This window comes from Bradyrhizobium sp. AZCC 1578 (genome assembly GCF_036924675.1).
Lineage (GTDB): Bacteria > Pseudomonadota > Alphaproteobacteria > Rhizobiales > Xanthobacteraceae > Bradyrhizobium.
In genome coordinates, this window is the sequence record NZ_JAZHRZ010000001.1 from 3,220,709 (window position 1) to 3,243,075 (window position 22,367).

Genomic DNA, 22,367 nt, shown 5'->3' on the forward strand with positions numbered 1-22,367 from the left:
TCGGATCAGATCGGGGTCATGATCCTGTCGGATCAGACCGGGATCATGATCCAATCGGATCAGATCGGGATCAGGAGCCCTGACCGCCGCACTTGTTGGTCTTGGTGTTGTAGTTGCCGCACTTCTTGCCAACCCAGTCGCCGATCAGGTCCTTGGAGCCCTCGAGCTCCTTCGACCAGGCGTCGCCAGCGACAAGGCCCGGGGTCTTCCACACCACGTCGAACTGGCCGTTGGCTTTGATTTCGCCGATGAACACCGGCTTGGTGATGTGATGGTTAGGCAGCATCTTGGAGGTGCCGCCGGTCAGGTTCTTGGCTTCGATGCCGGGCAGCGCGTCGATCACCTTGTCCGGATCGGTCGACTTCACCTTCTCGACCGCCTTGACCCACATGTCGAAGCCGATGACGTGCGCTTCCATCGGATCGTTGGTCACGCGCTTCGGATTCTTGGTGTAGGCCTGCCAGGCCTTGATGAACTTCTCGTTCTCGGGCGACTTGATCGACTGGAAGTAGTTCCAGGCGGCGAGATGGCCGAGCAGCGGCTTGGTGTCGATGCCGGCGAGTTCTTCTTCCCCGACCGAGAACGCGACCACCGGAATGTCGGTCGCCTTGATGCCCTGGTTGCCGAGCTCCTTGTAGAAGGGAACGTTGGCGTCGCCGTTGATGGTGGAGACCACGGCGGTCTTCTTGCCGGCGGAGCCGAACTTCTTGATGTCGGCCACGATGGTCTGCCAGTCACTATGACCAAACGGCGTGTAGTTGATCATGATGTCTTCTTGCTTGACGCCCTTCGACTTCAAGTAGGCTTCGAGGATCTTGTTGGTGGTGCGCGGATAGACGTAGTCGGTGCCGGCCAGCACCCAGCGCTTCACCTTCTCGTCCTTCATCAAATAGTCGACGGCGGGAATCGCCTGCTGGTTCGGCGCAGCACCGGTGTAGAACACGTTGCGCTCGCTCTCCTCGCCCTCGTATTGCACGGGGTAGAACAGGATCGAGTTCAGTTCCTTGAATACCGGGAGCACGGACTTGCGCGACACCGAGGTCCAGCAGCCGAACACGACCGAAACCTTGTCCTTGGTGATCAGCTCGCGCGCCTTTTCGGCAAACAGCGGCCAGTTCGAGGCGGGGTCGACGACGACAGGCTCAAGCTTTTTGCCGAGCACGCCGCCCTTCTTGTTCTGCTCCTCGATCAGGAAGAGAATGGTGTCCTTCAGCGTGGTTTCGCTGATGGCCATGGTGCCGGAAAGAGAATGCAGGACGCCGACCTTGATGGTCTCCTGCGCCTTGGCGTTCGAGAACGCAGCCAGACCCAAAACCAGGCCGGCAGTGGCCGCTAGCCAGCGGCGGCGGCTCAGCGTCGCTATATCGTGAGTCAATTTTGTAAGCATGAAATGTCATCTCCCTGACGCAGGCGTTGAACGCTGCGAACGGCCCCACGGCCGCCTGCGTTTAAGGGAATCGCAAGAACCATGCCATCGCTCGATGGCCGGATAAACTCCTGTAATCGCTTGGAAATTCCGGCTATGCGAAAACCGCCGGCGAGAAATCTGCCTACTTATTAGACAGCGTAAATGTATGCTTTGGCGGCAAACCATCTACTTTTTGTGCAAATGTCGCAATTTGGCTAAATTTCTTGCACGAATTTTGATCGTTTGGGCTGGCCGCGCGGCACGGCGCGACCTGGCCGATCGGTTTCTTTTAACCGAGCTGGCGAGGCGCGCCGAATTCACCTTGAAAGCGGCGCACAGGTGATCCATATGACTGTCGTGACCTAGAGAATCATCAGGTCCCTGCGAGCCGCGTGTTCTGATCCCGTTTTGCGGTTTCTGGCTTGCCCCCTTCAGCTAGCAAAACCGACGCCCCAAACACGCGGGTGTCTCTGACACACTCGCGCGCTCCTGGCTGACATCGCCGGGCGCCTGCTTTTTTAATGGAAAGAACCACCCTTTTGACCTCCTTTCAGGATTTCGGCCTTGCCGATCCCATCTCGCGTGCGCTCAAGGAAGAAAATTACCACACGCCCACGCCCATCCAGGCCCAGACCATTCCCATCGCATTGACCGGCCGTGACGTCGTCGGCATCGCCCAGACCGGTACCGGCAAGACCGCGGCGTTTGCGCTGCCGATCCTGCACCGGATCCTGGAGAACCGCATCCGGCCACAGCCGAAGAGCTGCCGCGTGCTGGTGCTGTCGCCAACCCGCGAGCTGTCAGGCCAGATCCTCGACAGCTTCAACGCCTATGGCCGCCACATCCGCCTGACCTCAGCGCTGGCGATCGGCGGCGTGCCGATGGGCCGCCAGGTCCGCTCGGTCATGCAGGGTGTCGAAGTAATGGTGGCGACCCCCGGCCGTCTGCTCGATCTCGTCCAGAGCAACGGGCTGAAGCTGAACCAGGTCGAGTTCCTGGTGCTCGACGAAGCCGACCGTATGCTCGACATGGGCTTCATCAACGACATCCGCAAAGTCGTCGCGAAACTCCCGATCAAGCGGCAAACGCTGTTCTTCTCGGCCACCATGCCGAAGGATATCGCGGAACTCGCCGAATCCATGCTGCGCGACCCCGCGCGGGTGGCGGTGACGCCGGTGGCCTCGACGGCCGACCGGATCACCCAGCGCATCATCCAGGTCGATTTCGCGGCCAAGCCGGCGGTGCTGGCGCAGCTTTTGAAGCAGGAACCGGTCGACCGCGCGCTGGTCTTCACCCGCACCAAGCACGGCGCCGACAAGGTGGTGAAGGTGCTGGCCAAGGCCGGTATCGAAGCCAATGCCATTCACGGCAACAAATCGCAGAACCACCGGGAACGCGTGCTGGCGGCGTTCCGCTCCGGCGAGATCCGCACGTTGGTCGCCACCGACATTGCCGCCCGCGGCATCGATGTCGACGGCATCAGCCATGTCGTGAATTTCGACCTGCCCAACGTTCCCGAAACCTACGTCCACCGCATCGGCCGCACCGCGCGCGCCGGCGCCGAGGGCGTGGCGATCTCGCTGATCGCGGGCGCCGAGGAAATGGGCTATCTGCGCGACATCGAGCGGCTGATTCGCATCGCGCTGCCGCGGGAAGACCGCAGGACGCCGGGCCACCGTGATGCGGCGCCGGCCCCCGCCCAGCACCGGGGCGGACGGCCTGGAACACGCGTCCATGCTAGCCGTTCTCATGAACCGGCCCCAAGCGCAAAAGGCCCTCGCCGACGCCGCCGCGGTGGTGGTAATAATGCGCAGCAGCCGAACAGGCACGAAGCGCCGCGTCCGGCCCAGCAGGCCGGCAAGAGCCAGGCCGGCCAAAGCGAGGGCATTCAGGGCGTCGCCTTCTTGCATCGCGAGAGCCGTCCGAATAATCAACCGAACCGTAACCACCGACCGCAGCGCTAGCCTCGATCGACCTGGAGACCACCATGGCTAAAGAAGAGCTGATCCAGTTCGAAGGACTGGTGACCGAAATTCTCCCCGACGCGCGCTATCGCGTGCAGCTCGATGCCGGACACGAGATTGTTGCCTATACCGCAGGCAAGATGAAGAAGAACCGGATCAAGACGCTGGCAGGCGATCGCGTGACGATCGAGATGTCGCCGTATGATCTGGAGAAGGGTCGCCTGATCTTCCGACACAAGGACGAGCGTCCGTCGACATCGGGCGCCCCGCGTGGTGCGCCGCCGCGCGGCGGCCAGTTCCGCCGCCGGTAAACAGATCGTAAACGCCCTCGAAATCGCGCCCGACGCGACTGCGTCGCGCGCGAGCGAGGGCGGCTGGCCGCCCCGAATCAAAAAATCGCACGTCAGGATTGTTTTGAACCCTACTATCGAATAATATTAGGTATCGATTTTCGGCCGGACGACATTAGCTATCCACCGGTACAGCCGGTTTAGACGCTGACGACCCTTCCAAAAATTCGATCTCACCAGCCCATCGAAAGGTGGGCTACGACTTGTCTATCTGAGAAGGGACTACCCCCGTGAGCATGGGAACCGTGAAGTGGTTTAACGCTACCAAGGGCTATGGCTTCATCCAGCCGGATGACGGCGGCAATGACGTGTTCGTGCACATCAGCGCTGTCGAGCGTGCCGGCCTCGGAACGTTGCGTGAAGGCCAGAAGATCTCCTACGAAATCGTGGCAGATCGCCGCTCTGGCAAATCTTCGGCCGACAATCTGCGCGCCGCCGGATAAGCGATTTTCGGGCGCACGCGACAGCGTCCCGAAGACCGCTCCTGAATAAATCAAAAGGCCGCGCCAATGGCGCGGCCTTTTTCTTTGCGATCCTTTTCGATGCAGCCATCTGATCGGGCGCAGCCGCCTCACGTCTGGGTGCAGACCGAGGTCTTGTACATCACGCAAAGTCCCTGGCGCGGACGGGTGAGGCTGTAGTCTTTCAGCTCCATGCCGTCCTGCTTATTGATGAACCAGGCGACGCTCGGGATGTAGTTATAGCTGACCTCGCTTAGGATCAGGTAGGTGCCGGGGATCCGGAGCGCCTCCGGGATGTCGATGATGTCTCCTGCCTTATGCGGTTCGATACCCTCGCTCCACTGCACCCGCGCCTTCTTGGTATCGGGATCGAAGTACAGCTCCGTGATCTTCCCCTTCACCTCCGCCGACGAATAGGGAGTCATGATCGCCTTGCTGGCTTTGAAGAAGTTGGTCAATTGCGTATCGCTCACCGTGGTGTTCTGGGACGTCAGGTCCGATAGCGTGCGCGCCATCAGCGTCACCTTGCGTTTGATGGCGAAGCCGGCCGAGAACTCGTAGGTACCAATGAACAGCGCTGCCATGAGCGGGATGATCATCGCGAACTCGACGGCTGCAAGACCGCTGTTGTCGCCAAGCAGTTCGAACGCCCGGCGGCGCATGCGAAGCCAGATTGTGCTCATCGGTTCATCGCCTTTGGTCCTAGTAAGGTTCGTTCTGGAATGCGGCGGTCGCCGTCAACAGCCGCTTGCTACCGTCGATATTCGAGATATCGAAGCCGAGGCTGGTGACGAACAGCGGCCATTTGTAGAACAGCCGCACCATGACGATGTCGCCGGGGCCGCCGGGGAGATAATTGTTCGGAGGAACGAATTTTTTCTTCCCGTCTTTCGGGTCGGTGACGATCGGGGCGGAGACGTCGACGATGTCAAACGCGGGGTAATTTTGCACGTCGATCGAGATTCCGTTCTCGCAATCGAACATCACGACGAGCTTGGCGCAAACGGCGTCCTTGAACTGGCTCTGGGTGAATTTCGCATTTTGTGCCTGGCCGGTCATGATCAGACGCGCCGAGTCCTGCGTCACGGTCTCGAGAATCTGGCTGGCAAAGAATACCAGCGCCAGCTCGATGATCGCGAACAGAACGGCAAAGAATATCGGTCCAACCAGCGCAAACTCGACGGCGGCCGAGCCCCTTCGGTTGTGACGAAACCGGCGCAGGATATTTTTCTTGGGAACCATGGAAGGCGGCATCGAAGAGACCTCAGAGCGCGAGGGAATTGCCGCAAAAACCTATCCGAAACTGATTGTTGAATTGTTTCGGCCGTTCCAGACAGAACGACCCGCGCCGTTAACCGAATCTTGACCGTGCCGGGAGACCGGCGCCGAGAGCCCGGTTCTGATTCAATCAGAACCGGTAGGCTCTAGCGCAAACGGCTCAGTCCGCCTTGCCGCCGGCCGCCGCGCCAGCGGCCTGGCTGGAGAGCGAGCCGGCCTGATCGATGGCGGTCTTGAAGTAGCCGACGCCGTCGCCAAGGGTGATGCGGCGCTGGCAGACCGGCATGCAGCTATAGGATTCCCGTTCGACGCCGCGGTAGACGGTGACGAGCTGATCGGTCGGGCCTTCGACCTGGATCTGGCGGTCCACCAGTACTTCGCCATTGCGGTCCATTGCGATGAAATTGGTCGCGCCGTAGCCCTTGCCTGTAACGACCACGATGCCGCCGCTCTGCAGCGTAACGTCCGCAATCAGCGGGTTTCCGACCACGATGGTGGAGACCTTGGCAGGAAGCTTCACGAGCTTTGCCTGGTCGACATAAACGGCGATTCGGTCTGGATCGGGCGAGGCCAGACCGACGGCCGGCCACAGCAGGATTCCTGCAGCGAGGGAACGCAATCCAAAACGCGCGCGTGCGCGAATACGCGGAAACTTGAACGACATACTTTACCCCGGGGCATCAACAAGCCGGCGATGGGCCATACCCAGCGGAACCGGCGCCCGACAAGGTGAATCTGACGACAATTCATGAACAAACGGCAAATAGGCCCCGCCATGCGGCAAGAAATCCGACGCCGGCCTATTTGCGGAATGGGTAAGCCAGTTGCCCAATGATTTCACGCGGGAACGAGGACTGATCGTCCACGCCGTACTGCTCCGGCAGGCGATCCGATGGCATTCGGAAAGTCCCAAACAGCAGGTCCCAGAGTGGAAAGGTGCCGGCAAAATTGGTGTCCCCGCCCTCCTCGCGGGAGGTGTGGTGCCAGCGGTGAAACACCGGCGTCGCCACGACATATTTGAACGGGCCGAGCGTCCAGTTGAGGTTGGCGTGGACGAACGCCGAGTGGAAGATGTTGAACGGGCCGAGCCACAGCATCACGCCCGGCGAAATGCCGGCCATCAGCAACACGACGTCGACCCCGATGGTACCCAACAGCAGGTTGATGGGGTGAAAGCGCGCCGCCGAGATCCAGTCCACATCTTCCGACGAATGGTGGATGGCGTGGTATTTCCAGAACCCGCCGCCGTGAAACATGCGGTGCAGCCAGTACATCATGAAATCGGCTGCGACCAGGAACAGGATCGTCTGCAGCCACAATGGCAGCCTCGACAACGGACCGTGGCCGTTGTCGTAGAAGGCGATCAACTCGTCGGCGTCGTGAATTCCAACCAGCAAAGCAGCGCCGAGCACCAATAGTCCGATGCGGAATACCCGCGCAAACAGCGGCACCAGGAACCAGTAGCAGATGTCGGTCACGAGTTCGCGCTTGCGCCACCAGGGCCTGCCGGGATTGCAGGCCCAGAAATGCGCCAGCAGCGAGAACACCAACGCCAGCGCGACCGTGACCGGCACCACCTTGGCCATGGTCTGGCCCAGCATCTCCAGGACTTCGATCGGCAGGTTGGACATGTCGGCTGCTTGCGGTCTGATCGGCGACCGTCAACCGCCGCTCGGGTGCATTCAACTGGTTCCCCGTAGCAGAATCCCCGGCCGCCCGCCAGTTCACGTGCCCCTCAAAGCATCCAGGCGGACGTGGCGACAGCCATCGGGCAGCGCTCAATTGGCGGTACGAACGTGCAGCACGGCGTTCTCGTCGGAATACACGCGCTTCCAGCCACTGACTTGATCGAGCAGCCCAACGGCCGGCGTCGACGGCTTCAACAGCACGGCATCGATTTCCCAGGTCTTTAGAATATCGAGGAAGTGGTTGGCGTCCTTGAGCGTCAGCGCGCGGTAATAGGCCATTTCGAAGGCTTCGCCGTAGAGTTCGGCGCGCCCGTCGATGAACACGGGAATCTGGCGCCAGATCAGGTATCCGCCGAACGGAAGGTCGTTGAGAACCCGCTTGGGATTATGCGCCTGCAAGGCATCGACGGCCGCGGCGGGCGATTGCCCTTCGGGTGGCGCAATCCTCGCATTGGCCGCAAACACCCATGTCAAGCCGCCGAGCAAGACGGCCAGCATCGCCACGGAGGGCGCACTTGTCCGGACGAGCCGGGCCGGCTGCAGCGCGAATTGCGACGCCACCGGCGCGAGCAACACGATCGGCAGCAGCAGCGCAAAGATCTCGAGGTTCCTGATATGCGACAGCGCCATGTGCAGGAGGCCCAGCGCCAGCGCGATCCGCGGCGGCGACAGCTTTACGCCGCTGTAAAGTCCGCCCCCGATCAGGGCAAGCATCGACAACTCGAACGGACCGAGACTGCTGAAGTCCGCCGGCCTCCATTCATTGATGAGATGCAGCAACTCCCCCAAATCGAGAATCTTGAATGAAGCGAGGATCGAACCCCATCCGTACGGCGTAACGCAGCATGCGGCCACGGCTCCCACCCCGAACGCGATCCAGCGCACAGTCAATGGCTCTCGTTGCGAAGGCTTCGCGTTCCATACGGCATCAAACGCGAATGCTCCGATCAAGACGAGGCCAAAGATGAATCCGCCGTGCAGGTTCGCCCAAAGCAAAATCAGCGGCAGCAACCAAAATGACGGCGGCTCCCGGCGCTCGCTTGCCGACATCAGGCCGTACGACCACGCAACCATGACCGGCAGCGCGAGTACGTGAGGGCGCGCAAAAAAATGTGGCCATGAAAGCACCATTGCCGCCAGCGCGATCAGGATCGCGTAGGTCGACGGAATGCGGCAACCCAGGACATAGGTGAGAAGCGCAAACGTTGCGGCGATCGAAATTGCCGCAAGTACGACTGGTCCGCTCCAGCCGGCCAGATGATAGCTCGCAGCGTACAGAACCTGCGCGAACCAGGACGATGACGTCCATGGCTCGCCAATTCGCGTGAAGGAATACAGGTCGACGCGCGGCAACGCGGCATGCTCGAGGATCGATCGACCCACGACGATTTGCCAATAGGTGTCTGAGTCGCGCAGCAGCGTGCTTCCGACGATCAGGAGAAGCGCATACACGCCGGCGCCAAGCCAGAGCCAGGCGGGGATCCTGCCAAGGCTCGAGGCTTTCTCCTGGGAGATCATTCCGACGTTTGCGGTCATGTCGTCACGCTCGTGCCCGGACGCTATTTTTCGTCATCGTTCGGCCGGTGAGTTTCGATGACTTTCGGAGGCCGGCTGGACATGGCGCCTCTGATCGGAGAACTCGTGTGTAACCCCTCGCGCTTAAAGAGCCGTGAATTCGGGCGCCCCGCTCCGGCAGGCGGAGACCATAGACCGCATGCGCGGCAATCTCGAATCTTACGCAACTGCTTAGTGCCAAATTTACTCTGCTTCGGAACCGTCCGGTTCCTCGGGCTTTTCGGCAATCGAATTAACCGCCTCGCAATTCTCGGGGCCCTAGGGTCATGCCATGGTCGCGGTGCTGAGAACGCCGGTGAGACCAACGTTAGTTTGACCAGCCACGTGTACATGGAGCTTATCTGATGAAGAATCTCGTTTCGCGTTTCTTGAAGGACGAATCCGGCGCGACCGCTATCGAATACGGCCTGATTGCCGCGGGTATTGCTATCGCGATCATCACCGCAGTTAACGGCGTCGGCACCGGCCTGAACACCAAGTTCCAAGCGGTATCCACCGAGCTCAACAAGTAAGCGTCACCGCCGAAGCATAGCAAAGGCCTCGGGTATTCCGGGGCCTTTGTAGTTTTCGCCTGAGTTAAGTTTCGTAAGACAGTGCGCAAATCCGCTTTCACATTCCTGGCCGCAAGAACGCGCTTCGCCGGTGACGGGGACGACGCGTCCGTGAGAGCGGTCTGTCTTGCACTGACGCTGGCGCTTCTTACGCTTTCGTGTCGAATTGCAAGCGTCTGGTGATGAGCGAAGCCGTTTTCTGCTTGTTCATCTCTCGTGTGTAGTCTCGACGCTTCGACGTCGCGATTAGCAGCACGGGCTTCGTAAATCCATGATCCTCGACATAGCACGACTCCTGCTCTTTCCCGCACTGATGGCGTTCGCAGCCGCGAGCGACCTCTTCACCATGACGATTTCGAACCGATTGTCGCTGGCGCTTATCGCGGGCTTCCTGGCTCTTGCATTGCTGGGCGGCATGGCCCTGCATGACATGCTCATGCACATCGGCGCCGGCGCAGCCGTCCTGGCGGTGGCCTTTGCCTGCTTCGCGATGGGCTGGGTTGGCGGCGGCGACGCCAAGGTCGCAGCCAGCGTGGCGCTCTGGTTCGGCTTCGACCACCTCCTCAACTACCTGGTCTACGCCTCACTGTTCGGCGGGGCTCTGACGTTGTTGCTGCTCCAGTTCCGGCGGTGGCCGCTGCCTTATCCGCTTGCGGCGCAAGCCTGGCTGAACCGGCTGCACGACAAGCAGAGCGGAATCCCCTACGGCATCGCGCTCGCGCTTGGCGCGCTGATGGTCTATCCGGAGACCGAATGGATCAAGGCGATCGACCTGACCCACCTCGCCATGCGTTGATCCAGCACCGCTAACTTTCCGTTAAGGCAATTTACACACGCCTCATTAACCATGCTTTGACGAATAGCTGGTCAACTCCCATCACGGCGGCGGAAGCGTCGCGGCGTAATGTGGAAAGTGAAGCGTATGAATAAGCCACGCATTGTGGTCTTGACCATCGCCATCGGCGCTGGCGGCGTTGCCGCATATCTCGCCAGCGGGTCCGGCGACAGGCCTGCCCCGGCCCAGCCGGTCGCGCAGCTTCAGACCGTCGATATTCTCGTCGCGAAATCGGATATCGGCCTCGGCAAGTCGGTCAAGCCCGACGATCTGCAATGGCAGACCTGGCCGGCCACGTCGGCCAGCAGTAACTTCATCAGCCGCGCCAGCAAGGCCGACGCCGTCAAGGAGATCACCGGCTCGATCGCGCGCGCGCCGTTCATCGCGGGCGAGCCGATTCGCGAGCAGAAGCTGGTGAAAGCCGATGGCTCCGGCTTCATGGCGGCGATCCTGCCCGCGGGCTACCGGGCCATTTCCACCGAGATTTCGCCGGAAACCGGCGCCGGCGGCTTCATCCTGCCGAACGACCGCGTCGACGTAATTCTTACCAAGCGCGACAAGAACCCGGACAGCAAGGGCCCGGATATCTCCAGCTCGGAGATCATCCTGACCAACGTTCGCGTGCTCGCGATCGACCAGGCGCCGAAGGAGAAAGAAGGCGCCAGCTCGCTGGTCGGCAGGACGGTCACCCTCGAACTGAAGCCCGAGCAGGCCGAGACGCTGGCGCGATCGCGCCAGAGCGGCACGCTGACGCTGGCGCTGCGCAGCATTGCCGACGTCAACGCAGTCGAGAAGCCGGACGAACAATTCAACAAGCGTGGCGAAAGCCTCAACGTCATTCGTTATGGCGTTGCCAGCCAGCAGACGATGCAGAAGTGACCGAAAGGACGCACGATATGAAGTGCAGGGAAATTCAGCCGATGATGCGAACGTTCATCGTCCGCGCCCTGTCGTTTTCGGCCGTGACTGCTCTCACGCTCAATCCGGCGCTGACGCCGGTGATGGCGAGCGACTATCGCGTGGCCCCGGTGGCCGCCGACGGGCAGATGAACGCCCGCTTCGTTTCGCTCGGGATCGGCAAGTCCTTCGTGATCGACCTGCCGCGCGAGATCAAGGACGTGCTGGTTGCGGATCCGAAGGTCGCCAACGCCGTGGTGCGTTCGACCCAGCGCGCCTATATCATCGGCGCCGCGGTCGGCCAGACCAATATCGTTTTCTTCGATTCCACCGGTGCGCAGATCGCGGCCTATGACATCGCGGTCAAGCGCGACCTCAACGGCGTGCGCGCGGCGCTGAAGCAGTCGCTGCCGAATTCGGACATCCTGATCGAAGGCGTCGGTGACGGCGTGGTGCTGAGCGGCACCGCGGCAACCCCGATCGAGGCGCAGCAGGCCGCCGAAATCGCCGCCCGCCTGGTGGGCGGCACTGAAAAGGTCGTCAATTCGATCGCAGTTCGCGGCCGTGACCAGGTGATGTTGAAAGTCACGCTCGCTGAAGTCCAGCGCTCGGTCATCAAGCAGCTCGGCATTGATCTCAGCGCCAGCATGTCCTACGGCACATCCGTTGTTAGGTTCACCAACAACAACCCGTTCACCGCAAACAGTGCGCCGCTCGTCGCCAACAACGCCCTTACCGGGAGTTTCGGCTCGACGCCATCCGTGCAGGCGACGCTGCGCGCGATGGAAAGCGCCGGTGTCGTGCGAACCATTGCCGAACCTAACCTCACAGCCATTTCCGGCGAGTCCGCAACCTTTATCTCCGGCGGCGAATTTCCAATTCCGACCGGCGTGACCTGCCAAACCACAGTGGGTGGTGCCGTCGGACAATGCGTCCAGACAGTCAGCTTCAAGAAATTCGGCATCTCTCTCAACTTTACGCCGGTCGTGCTGACCGAGGGACGGATCAGCCTTCGGGTGATGACCGAGGTGTCGGAAGTCTCGACCGAAAACGCTCTGACCGGCGGTGCCGGTGGAACGACCATTCCCTCGATCAAGACCCGCCGCGCCGAGACGACACTGGAAATTCCGTCCGGCGGCGCGATGGCGATGGCCGGCCTGATCCAGGAACAGACCAAGCAGGCGATCAACGGTCTGCCGGGGCTGGCGCAACTGCCGGTTCTCGGCACGCTGTTCCGCAGCCGCGACTTCGTCAACAACCAGAGCGAACTGATGGTTCTGGTCACGCCTTATGTGGTGCGCGCGGTGGCACAGAAGGATCTGTCGCGCCCCGACGACGGCTTTGCCAGCGCGTCGGATCCGCAGGCCGACCTCCTCGGCAGCATCAATCGCATCTACGGCGTTCCGGGCCGCGTCGAAAAGGCACGGAATTATCGCGGCACCTACGGCTTTATTACGGACTGAGGCGGGACGATGACACCGAAGACGAAATCCACGAAGCCCGCCGATCCAAAGCGCACGCTTGGCCTGGCAGGAGCGCTGATCGGACTTTCCGTGGCGCTCAGCGCCTGCAAGCACACCACCGATGTCGTGACGACGGCGGCCGTGCCTGACGACTATCGCCAGCGCCATCCGATCGCGGTCCAGGAAGCCGACCGCTCGATCGTCGTTTTCGTCGGCCGCGGACGCGGCGGCCTTTCCGCCTCGCAGCGCGCCGACGTCATGGACCTGGCCCAAACCTGGCTTCGCGAAGGTACCGGCGCTATCAGCGTCGACGTGCCCGTCAATACCCCGAACGCACGGGCGGCCGAGGATTCATTGCGCGAGATCCAGGCAACCTTCGCCGCCGCCGGCGTGCCGCCGCGCGCGATCAATGTCCGCCAGTATCGCCCCGAAGACCCCAGGCACATGGCCGCGATCCGCCTCAACTATCCAAAGATTTCGGCGGTGGCCGGCCCATGCGGGCTGTGGCCGGAGGATCTCGGACCGTCGATCCACAACAAGGGCTATTTCGACAACAAGCAGTATTACAATTTCGGCTGCTCCAATCAGCGCAATCTGGCGGCGATGGTCGACAACCCGTCCGACCTCGTGCAGCCGCGTCCCGAAACCCCAGCCTATACGCCGCGCCGTGGCATGGCCCTCGAGAAATATCGCAAGGGCACTTCCACCGCGACAACCTATCCCGAGAGCGACAAGGCCAAACTCAGCGATACCGGCAAATGATCAGTTACGCGCGCCAGAGTACAGAACCGCAGCCTGACGGCACCGCGCCGTCAACGGACGATCATATCGCGCCAGCGCCGCGGGTGTCGGTGCAGGCTTTCTGCGAGACGCTGGAAACCGCGGCTGCTGTGCAGTCGGCGGGCGAGGACCGCCGCCTCGGCAAGGCTCATCTCAAGATCCAGATGGGCGGCATGGCCGCTGCCATCGAGGCCTACCGCTCGGCGCCGACGCCGAACGTGATCATCCTGGAGACCGAAGGCCGCAACGATATCCTTGTCGGCCTCGACCAGCTCGCCACCGTGTGCGACGCCGGAACACGCGTGATTGTGATCGGGCGCATCAACGACGTCATGCTCTATCGCGAACTGGTCCGCCGTGGCGTCAGCGACTACGTCATCGCGCCGGTCAGCGCCATCGACGTCGTGCGCTCGGTCTGCAACCTGTTCTCCTCGCCGGAAGCCAAGGCCGTCGGCCGCATCATCGCCGTCGTCGGCGCCAAGGGCGGCGTCGGTGCGTCGACCGTCGCCCACAACGTCGCCTGGGCGATCGCGCGCGACCTGTCGCTGGATTCCGTGGTCGCCGATCTCGACCTCGCTTTCGGCACCGCAGGCCTCGACTACAACCAGGACCCGCCGCAGGGTATCGCGGATGCGGTGTTCTCGCCTGACCGGGTCGATACCGCGTTCCTCGATCGCCTGCTGTCGAAATGCACCGACCATCTCAGCCTGCTGGCGGCGCCGGCCACGCTGGACCGGGTCTACGATTTCGGCGCGGAAGCCTTTGATTCGATCTTCGATACGCTTCGTACCACGATGCCCTGCATCGTGCTCGACGTTCCCCATCAATGGTCGGGATGGACCAAGCGCGCTTTGATCGCGGCCGACGACATCCTGATCGTCGCCGCGCCCGATCTCGCCAACCTGCGCAACACCAAGAATATCTTCGACCTCCTCAAGGCATCGCGGCCGAACGATCGTGCGCCGCTCTACTGCCTCAATCAGGTCGGTATCCCGAAGCGGCCGGAGATCCCCGCCGCCGAGTTCGCCAAGGCGATCGAAAACCACCCGATCGCCACGATCCCGTTCGAGCCACAAATCTTCGGCTCGGCCGCCAACAACGGCCAGATGATTGCGGAGATATCCGCAACGCATCGCACCACCGAGATGTTCCTGCAGATTGCGCAACGGCTCACCGGCCGCGGCGAGACCAAGAAGCCGAAGAGTTCGTTGCTGTCGCCTTTGATCGAGAAGTTACGGGCCAAGAAGTAGACAGCCCGCGTGGAGTGCCATCGTGTTCGGTAAGCGTAGCGGAAATGATAGTGATACGCGGGTACTCAAGCCCGCCATTCAGGCGCCTGAGCCGGCTTCTGCGCCGGCCGTTTCGCGCGAGATGGCCGCGCCGGCCGTCGCTTCGCCTCCAATAGCGCCCATGAAGGCGCCACCGCCCGCCCCCACCATGGAGGCGCGGCGGTCGGATAACTACTACCAAGTCAAGGCGACCATCTTCGGCGCGCTGATCGAGGCGATCGACCTTGCCCAGCTCGCCAAACTCGACGGCGAGTCCGCGCGCGAGGAAATCCGCGACATCGTCAACGAGATCATCGCGATCAAGAACATCGTGATGTCGATCGCCGAGCAGGAAGAGCTGCTCGACGACATCTGCAACGACGTGCTCGGCTACGGCCCGCTCGAGCCGCTGCTGTCGCGCGACGACATCGCCGACATCATGGTCAACGGCGCCGGCACGGTGTTCATCGAAGTTGCCGGCAAGATCCAGAAGACCGGCATCCGCTTCCGCGACAACCAGCAGCTTCTCAACATCTGCCAGCGCATCGTCAGCCAGGTCGGCCGCCGCGTCGACGAATCCTCGCCGATCTGCGACGCCCGCCTCGCCGACGGCTCACGCGTCAACGCCATCGTTCCGCCGCTGGCGATCGACGGGCCTGCCCTCACCATTCGTAAGTTCAAGAAGGACAAGCTGACGCTCGACCAACTGGTCAAGTTCGGCGCGATCTCGCCGGAAGGCGCGGAAATCCTGCAGATCATCGGCCGAGTCCGCTGCAACGTGCTGATTTCCGGCGGCACCGGCTCCGGCAAGACCACGCTGTTGAACTGCCTGACCCAGTTCATCGAGCATGACGAGCGCGTCATCACGTGCGAGGACGCCGCCGAACTTCAACTGCAGCAGCCTCACGTGGTGCGGCTTGAAACCCGCCCGCCCAATATCGAGGGCGAAGGCCAGGTCACCATGCGCGAGCTGGTCCGCAACTGCCTGCGTATGCGCCCCGAACGCATCATCGTCGGCGAAGTCCGCGGACCCGAGGCGTTCGACCTCCTGCAGGCCATGAATACCGGCCACGACGGCTCGATGGGAACGTTGCACGCCAACAACCCGCGCGAAGCCATGTCGCGCTGCGAATCCATGATCACGATGGGCGGCTTCTCGCTGCCCTCGCGCACTATTCGCGAGATGATCTGCGCCTCGATCGACGTCATCGTGCAGGCCGCGCGCCTGCGCGACGGTTCACGCCGCATTACCCACATCACCGAGGTGATGGGCATGGAAGGCGATACCATCATTACCCAGGACCTGTTCGTCTACGAATTGCTCGGCGAGGACGCCAACGGCAAGATCATCGGGCGGCACCGCTCGACCGGCATCGGTCGCCCGAAGTTCTGGGAACGCGCGCGATATTACAACGAAGAAAAGCGGCTCGCGGCAGCGCTCGATGCCGCCGAAGTCGTCGACAAGACGTGAGGAGGCGATGAGCATGCAAGCGCTCGCACTGGCGTTTCTCGCCGCCACCGCCATCGGCGGCCTGGCATGGGTGTTCATCTATCCGGCCCTGTCGGGCGAGAAGAAAGCCGAGTCCCGGCGCGCCTCGATCGCACGCACCGACGTTCCGGCGCGCCAGGCCGAGAAGAGCCAGCGCTCGCGCCGCGAGCAGGTCGAGGGCTCGCTGAAGGAACTCGAGGCCCGCCGCAAGAAGGAAAAGTCCGTCTCGCTCAGCATCCGCCTGGTTCAGGCCGGCTTGACGGCCTGGACGCCTCAGAAATTCTGGATCGTTTCCGCCGTTCTCGCGGCGGTGGGCTTCGGTGTCGCATTCATCGTCGGCGGCTCGCTATTGGGCGCTGCCGTGATGGCGTTCGCCACCGGCCTCGGCCTGCCACGCTGGCTGCTCAGCTATCTCAAAAAGCGCCGCGAGAAGGCGTTTCTGAAAGCGCTGCCTGACGCCGTCGACGTCATCGTGCGCGGCATCAAGGCCGGCCTGCCGCTGTTCGAATCGATCAAGGTGGTCGCCGCCGACGCGCCGGAACCACTCAAGGGCGAGTTCATGGCTATCATCGAGACCCAGACGATCGGCATGCCGCTGGGTGAGGCCTGCGCAAGGCTGTATGAGCGGATGCCGCTGCCGGAAGCCAACTTCTTCGGCATCGTGATCGCGATTCAGCAAAAATCGGGCGGCAACCTGTCGGAAGCGCTCGGCAATCTCTCCAAGGTGCTGCGCGACCGCAAGAAGATGGCGGAGAAGATTCAGGCGATGTCGATGGAAGCCAAGGCTTCCGCAGGCATCATCGGCTCGTTGCCGCCGGTCGTGATGCTGCTGGTCTGGATTACGACCCCCGACTACATCGCGCTGCTTTGGACCCATCATATCGGCCAGTTCATGCTGGTCGCTTGCGTTACCTGGATGACGATCGGCGTCCTGGTGATGAAGAAAATGATCAACTTCGACTTCTGACGGTGCGCCTATGATTGAGTTTCTGATCGCCAAGATGCACGACGCGCGGTTCATGACCATGCTGCTTGCCGCCATCGCGGCGAGTGCGACGGCCTATACGCTGATCATGCCGCTGTTTGCCGGCGAAGGCCTTGCCAAGCGCATGAAGGCGGTCGCCAACGAGCGCGAACGGCTCCGCCAGCGCGAGCGCGACCGCCTCAACAAATCGGAGAAGGTGTCGCTGCGCCAGACTCCGAAGCAGCTCGTTTCCAAGGTTGTGGAAGACCTGAACCTGACCAAATGGCTGGCACAGGAAGCCGCGCGCGACAAGCTGATCATGGCCGGCTACCGCGGCCACGCGCCCTACGTCACGTTCCTGTTTGCCCGTGCGGTGACGCCGGTCGTGCTGTTTCTCGGGGCGGCCCTCTACGTGTTCGTGATCACCAACATGGACAAGTCGTTGACGGTCAAGCTCGGCATCTGCATCGGCGCCGCCTATCTCGGGCTGCAGGCGCCGATGCTGTTCCTGAAGAACGCCATCAGCAAGCGCCAGCTCTCCATCAGGCGCGCCTTTCCCGACGCGCTCGACCTGCTCTTGATCTGCATCGAGTCCGGCATGTCGGTCGAAGTCGCCTTCCGCAAGGTCTCCACCGAGATCGTGTCGCAATCAGTGGCGCTGTCGGAGGAATTCGCGCTGACCACGGCGGAATTGTCCTATCTGCAGGACCGCAAAATGGCCTACGAGAACCTCGCCAAGCGCACCGGGCTGGAGGGCGTGAAATCGGTCTGTCTGGCGCTGATGCAGTCGGAACGCTACGGCACCCCGCTCGGCCAGAGCCTGCGCGTGATGGCGCAGGAAAACCGCGACATGCGGATGAACGAGGCCGAGAAGAAGGCGGCGGCGCTGCCGCCGAAACTGACCGTGCCGATGATCCTGTTCTTCCTGCCATGCCTGTTCATCGTCATTCTCGGACCGACCTACATCAAGATCCAGGCGTTGCACTGAGGCGAGCGGCCTGGCGGGCCGGCGCCATTTGGACCTTCCTCGCGCGGGCTCCCTCGAAGCTTCGACAAGCCGGCACGGGAACAGCGCATTTGCTAGTCTCCTTTGGCGTTCGTAAGCGGGCTTATCGGCTGACCCGCCGCGGATTTCCGCTTGCTGCGGGCGTTGAGCCGTCGTCGCTCTATCTTCGTCTTTTGCCGAATTGGCTACGGCTCGCACAAAAGGGACTGCCATGGGCTTGTATGTCGCGGTTCTCTACACTGGCCTTGCAGCCAACCCCGCGTTCTTTGGACGAATTATCGGAGCCAAGGGCTTTGGCAGCGGGTTCCTTTGCTGTGCCGCAACCGCTGCTAGCCTCGCGATCGTTGCGCTAGCTCTTTGGCGTTACGAAGCTCAGGGGGCAAATCAAGGAGTCAAATCAAGGTGAAGGATTCGATTAAAGCAATGGGCGTTCCTTGAGCGCGGACATCCCATCGCTCGCAATGTTGCGGTTCTGGGGTCTGCGGACCGTCGCGACGGCTTCGTTGCGGCTTTCCGGGAGACGAGGACAAATCCACGCACTGCCGCCGATGGGATCTGCGGCGCATTTCACGCTGATTGCGCGCATGCCGGCCGTCGCCGATACGCAGGTCGGTCAGATCTTGGCCGAGCTTCAACGTGTTTCTCCGAGCCACCACTACTATCCGGCAGATACCGTCCACGTGACGATCAGGAACCTCGACGAAGCGGCACGGGAGGAATGCGATCGACCATCACTTTTCAGGAGGATACGGGGCCTTGTTGCGGATAGCGGATCATTTGCTTTGAAAGGAAAGGGCCTCGGTGTTTCACCGAACTCGGTCTTTCTCCAACTGTATCCGGAAGATCAAGGTTTGGCGGATCTTCGGCGCAAGCTTTCGATAGCAACCAGCGATGGCGATCATCGCCGCCGTGAAGGCTTAGGCATATTGGACGACTTGGCGCGTCGCTATCTATTCGACAAAATGGCGTTTGCGACCCTCATCCGATTTTCAGGTCCGGTCACGCCGGCGTTCCTCGCTGAGATCGCCCGTCATCGCGAAACAGATTTCGGCACCTTCCCGATCGACGCATTTGAAATCGTCAGAACCGATAAGTTCCTGTCGAGCACTGGAACCGAAATAATTGCTCGCATAGTTGTTGGGCCCGACTAATGGACTCGTTGACCCGCAGTCGCGCGTGACCGCTGTGATGCTCAGTCCGGCCGGTTGAGGGCGGCGACCGGGACGGTCGCCTTGTTGCCGGGGGGACGCGAATGGTCCTTGTCCTTGCGGCTCAGCATTTCCCGCAGGTAAGCCACGTTGGCAGCCGCCTCGTCGGCCGGCAGATCGCCCTTGGCGATGGTCTCGGCTTCCGCGAAGCGGCCCTGCAGGCCGACGACGAGAGCGAGATTCTGCCGCACCCTTGCGTCGGCACGCGGATTGGAATAGGCGCGCCGCAGCGTTTCCTCGGCTTGCGGCAGCTCCCGCGTCAGCATGTAGGAGAGACCGAGATTGGACAGCACCGACGGCTCTTCCGGCGTGATCTTCAGCGCGCTCGCGTAATAGCGGCGGGCCTCTTCGTGCTTGCCCATCTTGTCGAGCGTGGTGCCCTGCACCGAAAGAATGCGCCAGTCGGGATTGGCGGGCGTATGGGCGCGGCTGAGCACGTCGAAGGCAGCCTGCGAACTGCCGTTGTCGGCGAGCGCGCGGCCGTAAGCAGCGAGCAGCGTCTTGTTGCCGGGATGAGCGATGGTGGCCTGTTCGAGCACGGCAGCGGCCTGTGCCCGCTGGCCGGTAGCGCGGAGCGCCTGGCCATACCCCAGCGCCGCCTCGGCATCCTTGGGATTGGCCCGATAGCGTTCGCCATATATCTCGGCCGCGCGGCGCGGATCGTCGGGAACGCTCTGTGCCTTGGGTGACGATGAGCTCAGCGATCCCGTTATGTCGGACATGGTCTGGCAGCCGCCAAGGCCCGCGGCCAAAACCGCGGTTACCGCGGCTGAGGTCAGGAACCGGGCAAGGGACCCGGCGTAGCTGGACGATCGACGCATGGCACTTCAACTCACGGGAATGGCGGACAAATAGAGCCGTATGAGAAAGCAATAGACTGTTAACCCTAACGGCCGGTTAATTGGCCGTGCTATGCCAGCCAGACACGCCCCGATCCCCGCGAGACATGCATGCAATCGCCGTTCGAGACCGCGCCCATCGCCCCCGCCATTCCGATTACGTTCGCCACCAAAGCGACCTGGAGCGCGATCGCCAAAGACCTTCCCGAACCGGCCCGGCAGTTTGCGCTCGCCAATGATTTTACCGCCAAGCCCGGCAAGTGCCTGACGCTGCCCGCCCCCGACGGGAAGATTGCGCAGGTCGTGTTCGGGCTTGATGAAGAGACCGCCAAGTCGCACGACCTGTTCCGGCCCGGCGCGCTGCCCGGCCTGCTGCCGCCGGGCGTCTATCGCTTCGCCAACGTGCCGCACGACCCGCGCCTGGCGACGCTCGCCTTTGCGCTGGGGAGCTACCGCTTCGGCCGCTACCGCAAAGCCGAAAAGCCCGAGGTCCGGCTGGTGCCGCCCGATGGCGTCGATATCGCTGACATCGCGCGGATGGCGGAAGCGGCGGCGCTGGCGCGCGACCTGATCAATACGCCATCGAACGACATGGGGCCGGAGCAACTGGCGGACGCCGCACAAGCGCTCGCGGCGCGTTTCGGCGCCAGCTTCGACTGCATCGTCGGCGACGAACTCGTGAAGCAGAACTTTCCGCTGATCCACGCGGTTGGCATGGCCTCGGCGCGTGCCCCGCGCCTGATCGACCTGAGCTGGGGCGATCCCGCCCACCCCAAAGTGACGCTGGTCGGCAAGGGCGTCTGCTTCGACACCGGCGGGCTCGACCTAAAGCCGTCCAGCGGCATGCTGATCATGAAAAAGGACATGGGCGGCGCCGCCAACGCGCTGGCGCTGGCGCAGATGGTGATGGACGCGAAGCTGAAGGTCCGCCTGCGCGTCCTGCTCCCCGCGGTCGAGAACGCAGTCGCCGGCAACGCCTTCCGTCCGCTCGACATCTTCAAGTCGCGCAAGGGACTTAACGTGGAGATCGGCAACACCGATGCCGAGGGACGGCTGGTCCTGGCGGATGCGCTCGCCTTGGCGGACGAAGACAAACCGGATCTGTTGATTGACTTGGGCACACTGACCGGCGCGGCGCGGGTGGCGCTGGGGCCGGATTTACCGCCCTTTTACACCCATGATGAGACGCTGGCCGAAAGCGTCGCAGAACATGCAAAGCGGGAGAACGATCCGTTGTGGCGAATGCCGCTGTGGCCACCCTATGATTCGTGGCTGGATTCGAAGGTCGCCGACATCAACAACGCGCCGTCGGGCGGCTTTGCCGGCTCGATCACCTGCGCGCTGTTCCTGCACCGCTTCGTCACCGATGCCAAAAGCTGGCTGCATGTCGATATCTACGGCTGGACGCCTTCCGCAAAACCTGCGCGTCCCGAAGGCGGCGAATGCCAGGCCGCACGCGCGATCTACAAACTGTTGAGCGAACGCTATGCATGATCCGCGCCTGACGCCGGCACGGCCCGAAATCGCCGCGAAATATCTCGAAGGCAAGGTGAAGGCCGCGCGCTATGTGCCCGGCGAGGAATTTTGCGTGTGTGAGGCGATCGCGCCGCTGTGGGAGCGACCTGCCGCGGGCGCCATGATGCTGACGCAGGCGCTGAAGGGCGAACGCGTCACGATCTACGACCGCAATGACGAAGGGTTTGCGTGGGGCCAACTCGCGAGCGACGGCTATGTCGGCTGGATTCCGGATGCCGCGCTGGCAAAGCCTGCGGCCGCACCGACGCACAAGGTCACGACGCTGCGGACCTTCGCGTTTCCGGGCCCCTCGATCAAGCTGCCGCCGGTCGAGACGCTGACGACGGGAGCAAGGGTGACGGTCATCCGCGAAGACAGCGCGTTCGCCATTACAAGCGACGGCTGGTATCTGCCGCGCCATCATCTTGGCAGCCTCGACGCGGTGGAAAAGGATTTCGTCGCGGTTGCCGAGCGCTTTATCGGCACGCCCTATCTCTGGGGCGGCAAGAGCTCGCTCGGTATCGATTGTTCCGGCCTCATCCAGGTATCGCTGGCCGCCGCCGGCACCGGCTGCCCGCGCGACAGCGACATGCAAGAGGGAGGCCTCGGCCGGGCATTGAGTCCCGCCGAGATGACGAAGCTCCAGCGCGGCGATCTGATCTTCTGGAAGGGCCACGTCGCGATCGTGCGGGACGCCGACAGCATCGTACACGCCAACGCGCACCACATGGCGACGGTGGTGGAGAACACACATGACGCGATTGCACGGATCAAGGCCGTCGGCAGCGAGGTAACGGCGATCAAGCGGCTGTAGCCACAAACTTCATC

The 22,367-nt window shown here is 62.3% G+C and carries 23 protein-coding genes; 16 read left to right on the forward strand and 7 right to left on the reverse strand.

Features of this window, described 5'->3' with window-relative positions; all coding sequences use genetic code 11:
* Positions 1-70: 70 nt before the first annotated feature.
* Positions 71-1,387 (reverse strand): urea ABC transporter substrate-binding protein, encoded by a 1,317-nt coding sequence (urtA, locus tag V1290_RS15405; RefSeq protein ID WP_334365194.1) that lies wholly within the window; start codon positions 1,385-1,387, stop codon positions 71-73.
* Between the two features lie 542 nt (positions 1,388-1,929).
* Between urtA and V1290_RS15410 the strand changes: the two genes are divergently transcribed.
* The 3 genes from V1290_RS15410 (at position 1,930) to V1290_RS15420 (ending at position 4,165) form a co-directional block, all read left to right on the forward strand.
* Complete coding sequence (locus V1290_RS15410) at positions 1,930-3,372, forward strand: DEAD/DEAH box helicase (protein ID WP_334365195.1); 1,443 nt, start codon at positions 1,930-1,932, stop codon at positions 3,370-3,372.
* Positions 3,373-3,395: 23 nt separating this feature from the next.
* Positions 3,396-3,683 (forward strand): translation initiation factor IF-1, encoded by a 288-nt coding sequence (gene infA, locus V1290_RS15415; RefSeq protein ID WP_334365196.1) that lies wholly within the window; start codon positions 3,396-3,398, stop codon positions 3,681-3,683.
* A gap of 269 nt (positions 3,684-3,952) precedes the next feature.
* Positions 3,953-4,165 (forward strand): cold-shock protein, encoded by a 213-nt coding sequence (locus tag V1290_RS15420; RefSeq protein WP_002714433.1) that lies wholly within the window; start codon positions 3,953-3,955, stop codon positions 4,163-4,165.
* A gap of 128 nt (positions 4,166-4,293) precedes the next feature.
* On the opposite strand, the gene V1290_RS15425 is transcribed toward V1290_RS15420, so the two are convergent.
* Together V1290_RS15425 and V1290_RS15430 are read right to left on the reverse strand one after the other, a co-directional pair.
* Positions 4,294-4,866, reverse strand: coding sequence for a TadE/TadG family type IV pilus assembly protein (locus V1290_RS15425; protein ID WP_334365197.1), 573 nt, complete (start codon positions 4,864-4,866; stop codon positions 4,294-4,296).
* 19 nt (positions 4,867-4,885) lie between these two features.
* The gene (locus V1290_RS15430; protein WP_334365198.1) at positions 4,886-5,425 is read right to left on the reverse strand and encodes a TadE/TadG family type IV pilus assembly protein; all 540 of its coding nucleotides are present in this window, start codon (positions 5,423-5,425) and stop codon (positions 4,886-4,888) included.
* On the opposite strand from V1290_RS15430, the gene V1290_RS15435 reads away from it, so the two are divergent.
* A complete protein-coding gene (locus V1290_RS15435; protein ID WP_334365200.1) occupies positions 5,415-5,549 on the forward strand; it encodes a hypothetical protein in 135 nt (44 codons plus the stop codon). The genes V1290_RS15430 and V1290_RS15435 overlap by 11 nt on opposite strands.
* A 72-nt stretch (positions 5,550-5,621) precedes the next feature.
* On the opposite strand, the gene V1290_RS15440 is transcribed toward V1290_RS15435, so the two are convergent.
* The 3 genes from V1290_RS15440 to V1290_RS15450 all read right to left on the reverse strand — a co-directional run bounded on the left by V1290_RS15440 (position 5,622) and on the right by V1290_RS15450 (position 8,685).
* A complete protein-coding gene (locus V1290_RS15440; RefSeq protein WP_334365201.1) occupies positions 5,622-6,125 on the reverse strand; it encodes a pilus assembly protein N-terminal domain-containing protein in 504 nt (167 codons plus the stop codon).
* Positions 6,126-6,261: 136 nt separating this feature from the next.
* Positions 6,262-7,092, reverse strand: coding sequence for a sterol desaturase family protein (locus tag V1290_RS15445; RefSeq protein WP_334365202.1), 831 nt, complete (start codon positions 7,090-7,092; stop codon positions 6,262-6,264).
* A 147-nt stretch (positions 7,093-7,239) separates the two neighbouring features.
* Positions 7,240-8,685, reverse strand: coding sequence for a hypothetical protein (locus tag V1290_RS15450; RefSeq protein ID WP_334365203.1), 1,446 nt, complete (start codon positions 8,683-8,685; stop codon positions 7,240-7,242).
* Between the two features lie 383 nt (positions 8,686-9,068).
* Between V1290_RS15450 and V1290_RS15455 the strand changes: the two genes are divergently transcribed.
* The 10 genes from V1290_RS15455 to V1290_RS15500 all read left to right on the forward strand — a co-directional run bounded on the left by V1290_RS15455 (position 9,069) and on the right by V1290_RS15500 (position 19,128).
* A complete protein-coding gene (locus tag V1290_RS15455; RefSeq protein ID WP_334365204.1) occupies positions 9,069-9,236 on the forward strand; it encodes a Flp family type IVb pilin in 168 nt (55 codons plus the stop codon).
* 310 nt (positions 9,237-9,546) lie between these two features.
* Entirely contained in the window at positions 9,547-10,071 is a 525-nt protein-coding gene (locus V1290_RS15460; protein WP_334365205.1) for an A24 family peptidase, read from the forward strand.
* 126 nt (positions 10,072-10,197) lie between these two features.
* On the forward strand, positions 10,198-10,989 hold the full coding sequence (gene cpaB, locus V1290_RS15465) for a Flp pilus assembly protein CpaB (protein ID WP_334365206.1): 792 nt from the start codon (positions 10,198-10,200) through the stop codon (positions 10,987-10,989).
* Between the two features lie 17 nt (positions 10,990-11,006).
* Positions 11,007-12,470 (forward strand): type II and III secretion system protein family protein, encoded by a 1,464-nt coding sequence (locus V1290_RS15470; RefSeq protein ID WP_334369043.1) that lies wholly within the window; start codon positions 11,007-11,009, stop codon positions 12,468-12,470.
* Between the two features lie 9 nt (positions 12,471-12,479).
* Complete coding sequence (locus tag V1290_RS15475; RefSeq protein ID WP_334365207.1) at positions 12,480-13,232, forward strand: CpaD family pilus assembly protein; 753 nt, start codon at positions 12,480-12,482, stop codon at positions 13,230-13,232.
* Positions 13,229-14,500, forward strand: a complete 1,272-nt coding sequence (locus tag V1290_RS15480; RefSeq protein ID WP_334365208.1) for an AAA family ATPase — start codon at positions 13,229-13,231, stop codon at positions 14,498-14,500. The genes V1290_RS15475 and V1290_RS15480 overlap by 4 nt, the downstream gene beginning before the upstream one ends.
* A 22-nt stretch (positions 14,501-14,522) precedes the next feature.
* On the forward strand, positions 14,523-15,989 hold the full coding sequence (locus tag V1290_RS15485; RefSeq protein WP_334365209.1) for a CpaF family protein: 1,467 nt from the start codon (positions 14,523-14,525) through the stop codon (positions 15,987-15,989).
* A 7-nt stretch (positions 15,990-15,996) separates the two neighbouring features.
* Complete coding sequence (locus tag V1290_RS15490) at positions 15,997-16,974, forward strand: type II secretion system F family protein (protein WP_334365210.1); 978 nt, start codon at positions 15,997-15,999, stop codon at positions 16,972-16,974.
* Positions 16,975-16,984: 10 nt separating this feature from the next.
* Complete coding sequence (locus tag V1290_RS15495) at positions 16,985-17,959, forward strand: type II secretion system F family protein (protein WP_334365211.1); 975 nt, start codon at positions 16,985-16,987, stop codon at positions 17,957-17,959.
* A 452-nt stretch (positions 17,960-18,411) separates the two neighbouring features.
* Complete coding sequence (locus tag V1290_RS15500) at positions 18,412-19,128, forward strand: hypothetical protein (protein WP_334365213.1); 717 nt, start codon at positions 18,412-18,414, stop codon at positions 19,126-19,128.
* A gap of 41 nt (positions 19,129-19,169) precedes the next feature.
* On the opposite strand, the gene V1290_RS15505 is transcribed toward V1290_RS15500, so the two are convergent.
* Positions 19,170-20,006: a tetratricopeptide repeat protein gene (locus tag V1290_RS15505; protein WP_334365214.1), complete on the reverse strand. Its 837-nt coding sequence runs from the start codon at positions 20,004-20,006 to the stop codon at positions 19,170-19,172.
* 129 nt (positions 20,007-20,135) lie between these two features.
* Here V1290_RS15505 and V1290_RS15510 point away from each other — a divergent pair, with 129 nt between their 5' ends.
* Positions 20,136-21,518: a leucyl aminopeptidase family protein gene (locus V1290_RS15510; protein ID WP_334365215.1), complete on the forward strand. Its 1,383-nt coding sequence runs from the start codon at positions 20,136-20,138 to the stop codon at positions 21,516-21,518.
* Positions 21,511-22,353 carry a C40 family peptidase gene (locus tag V1290_RS15515; RefSeq protein WP_334365216.1) on the forward strand — a complete coding sequence of 281 codons (843 nt, stop codon included), beginning with the start codon at positions 21,511-21,513 and terminating at the stop codon, positions 22,351-22,353. The genes V1290_RS15510 and V1290_RS15515 overlap by 8 nt, the downstream gene beginning before the upstream one ends.
* The last annotated feature ends 14 nt before the right edge of the window (positions 22,354-22,367 follow it).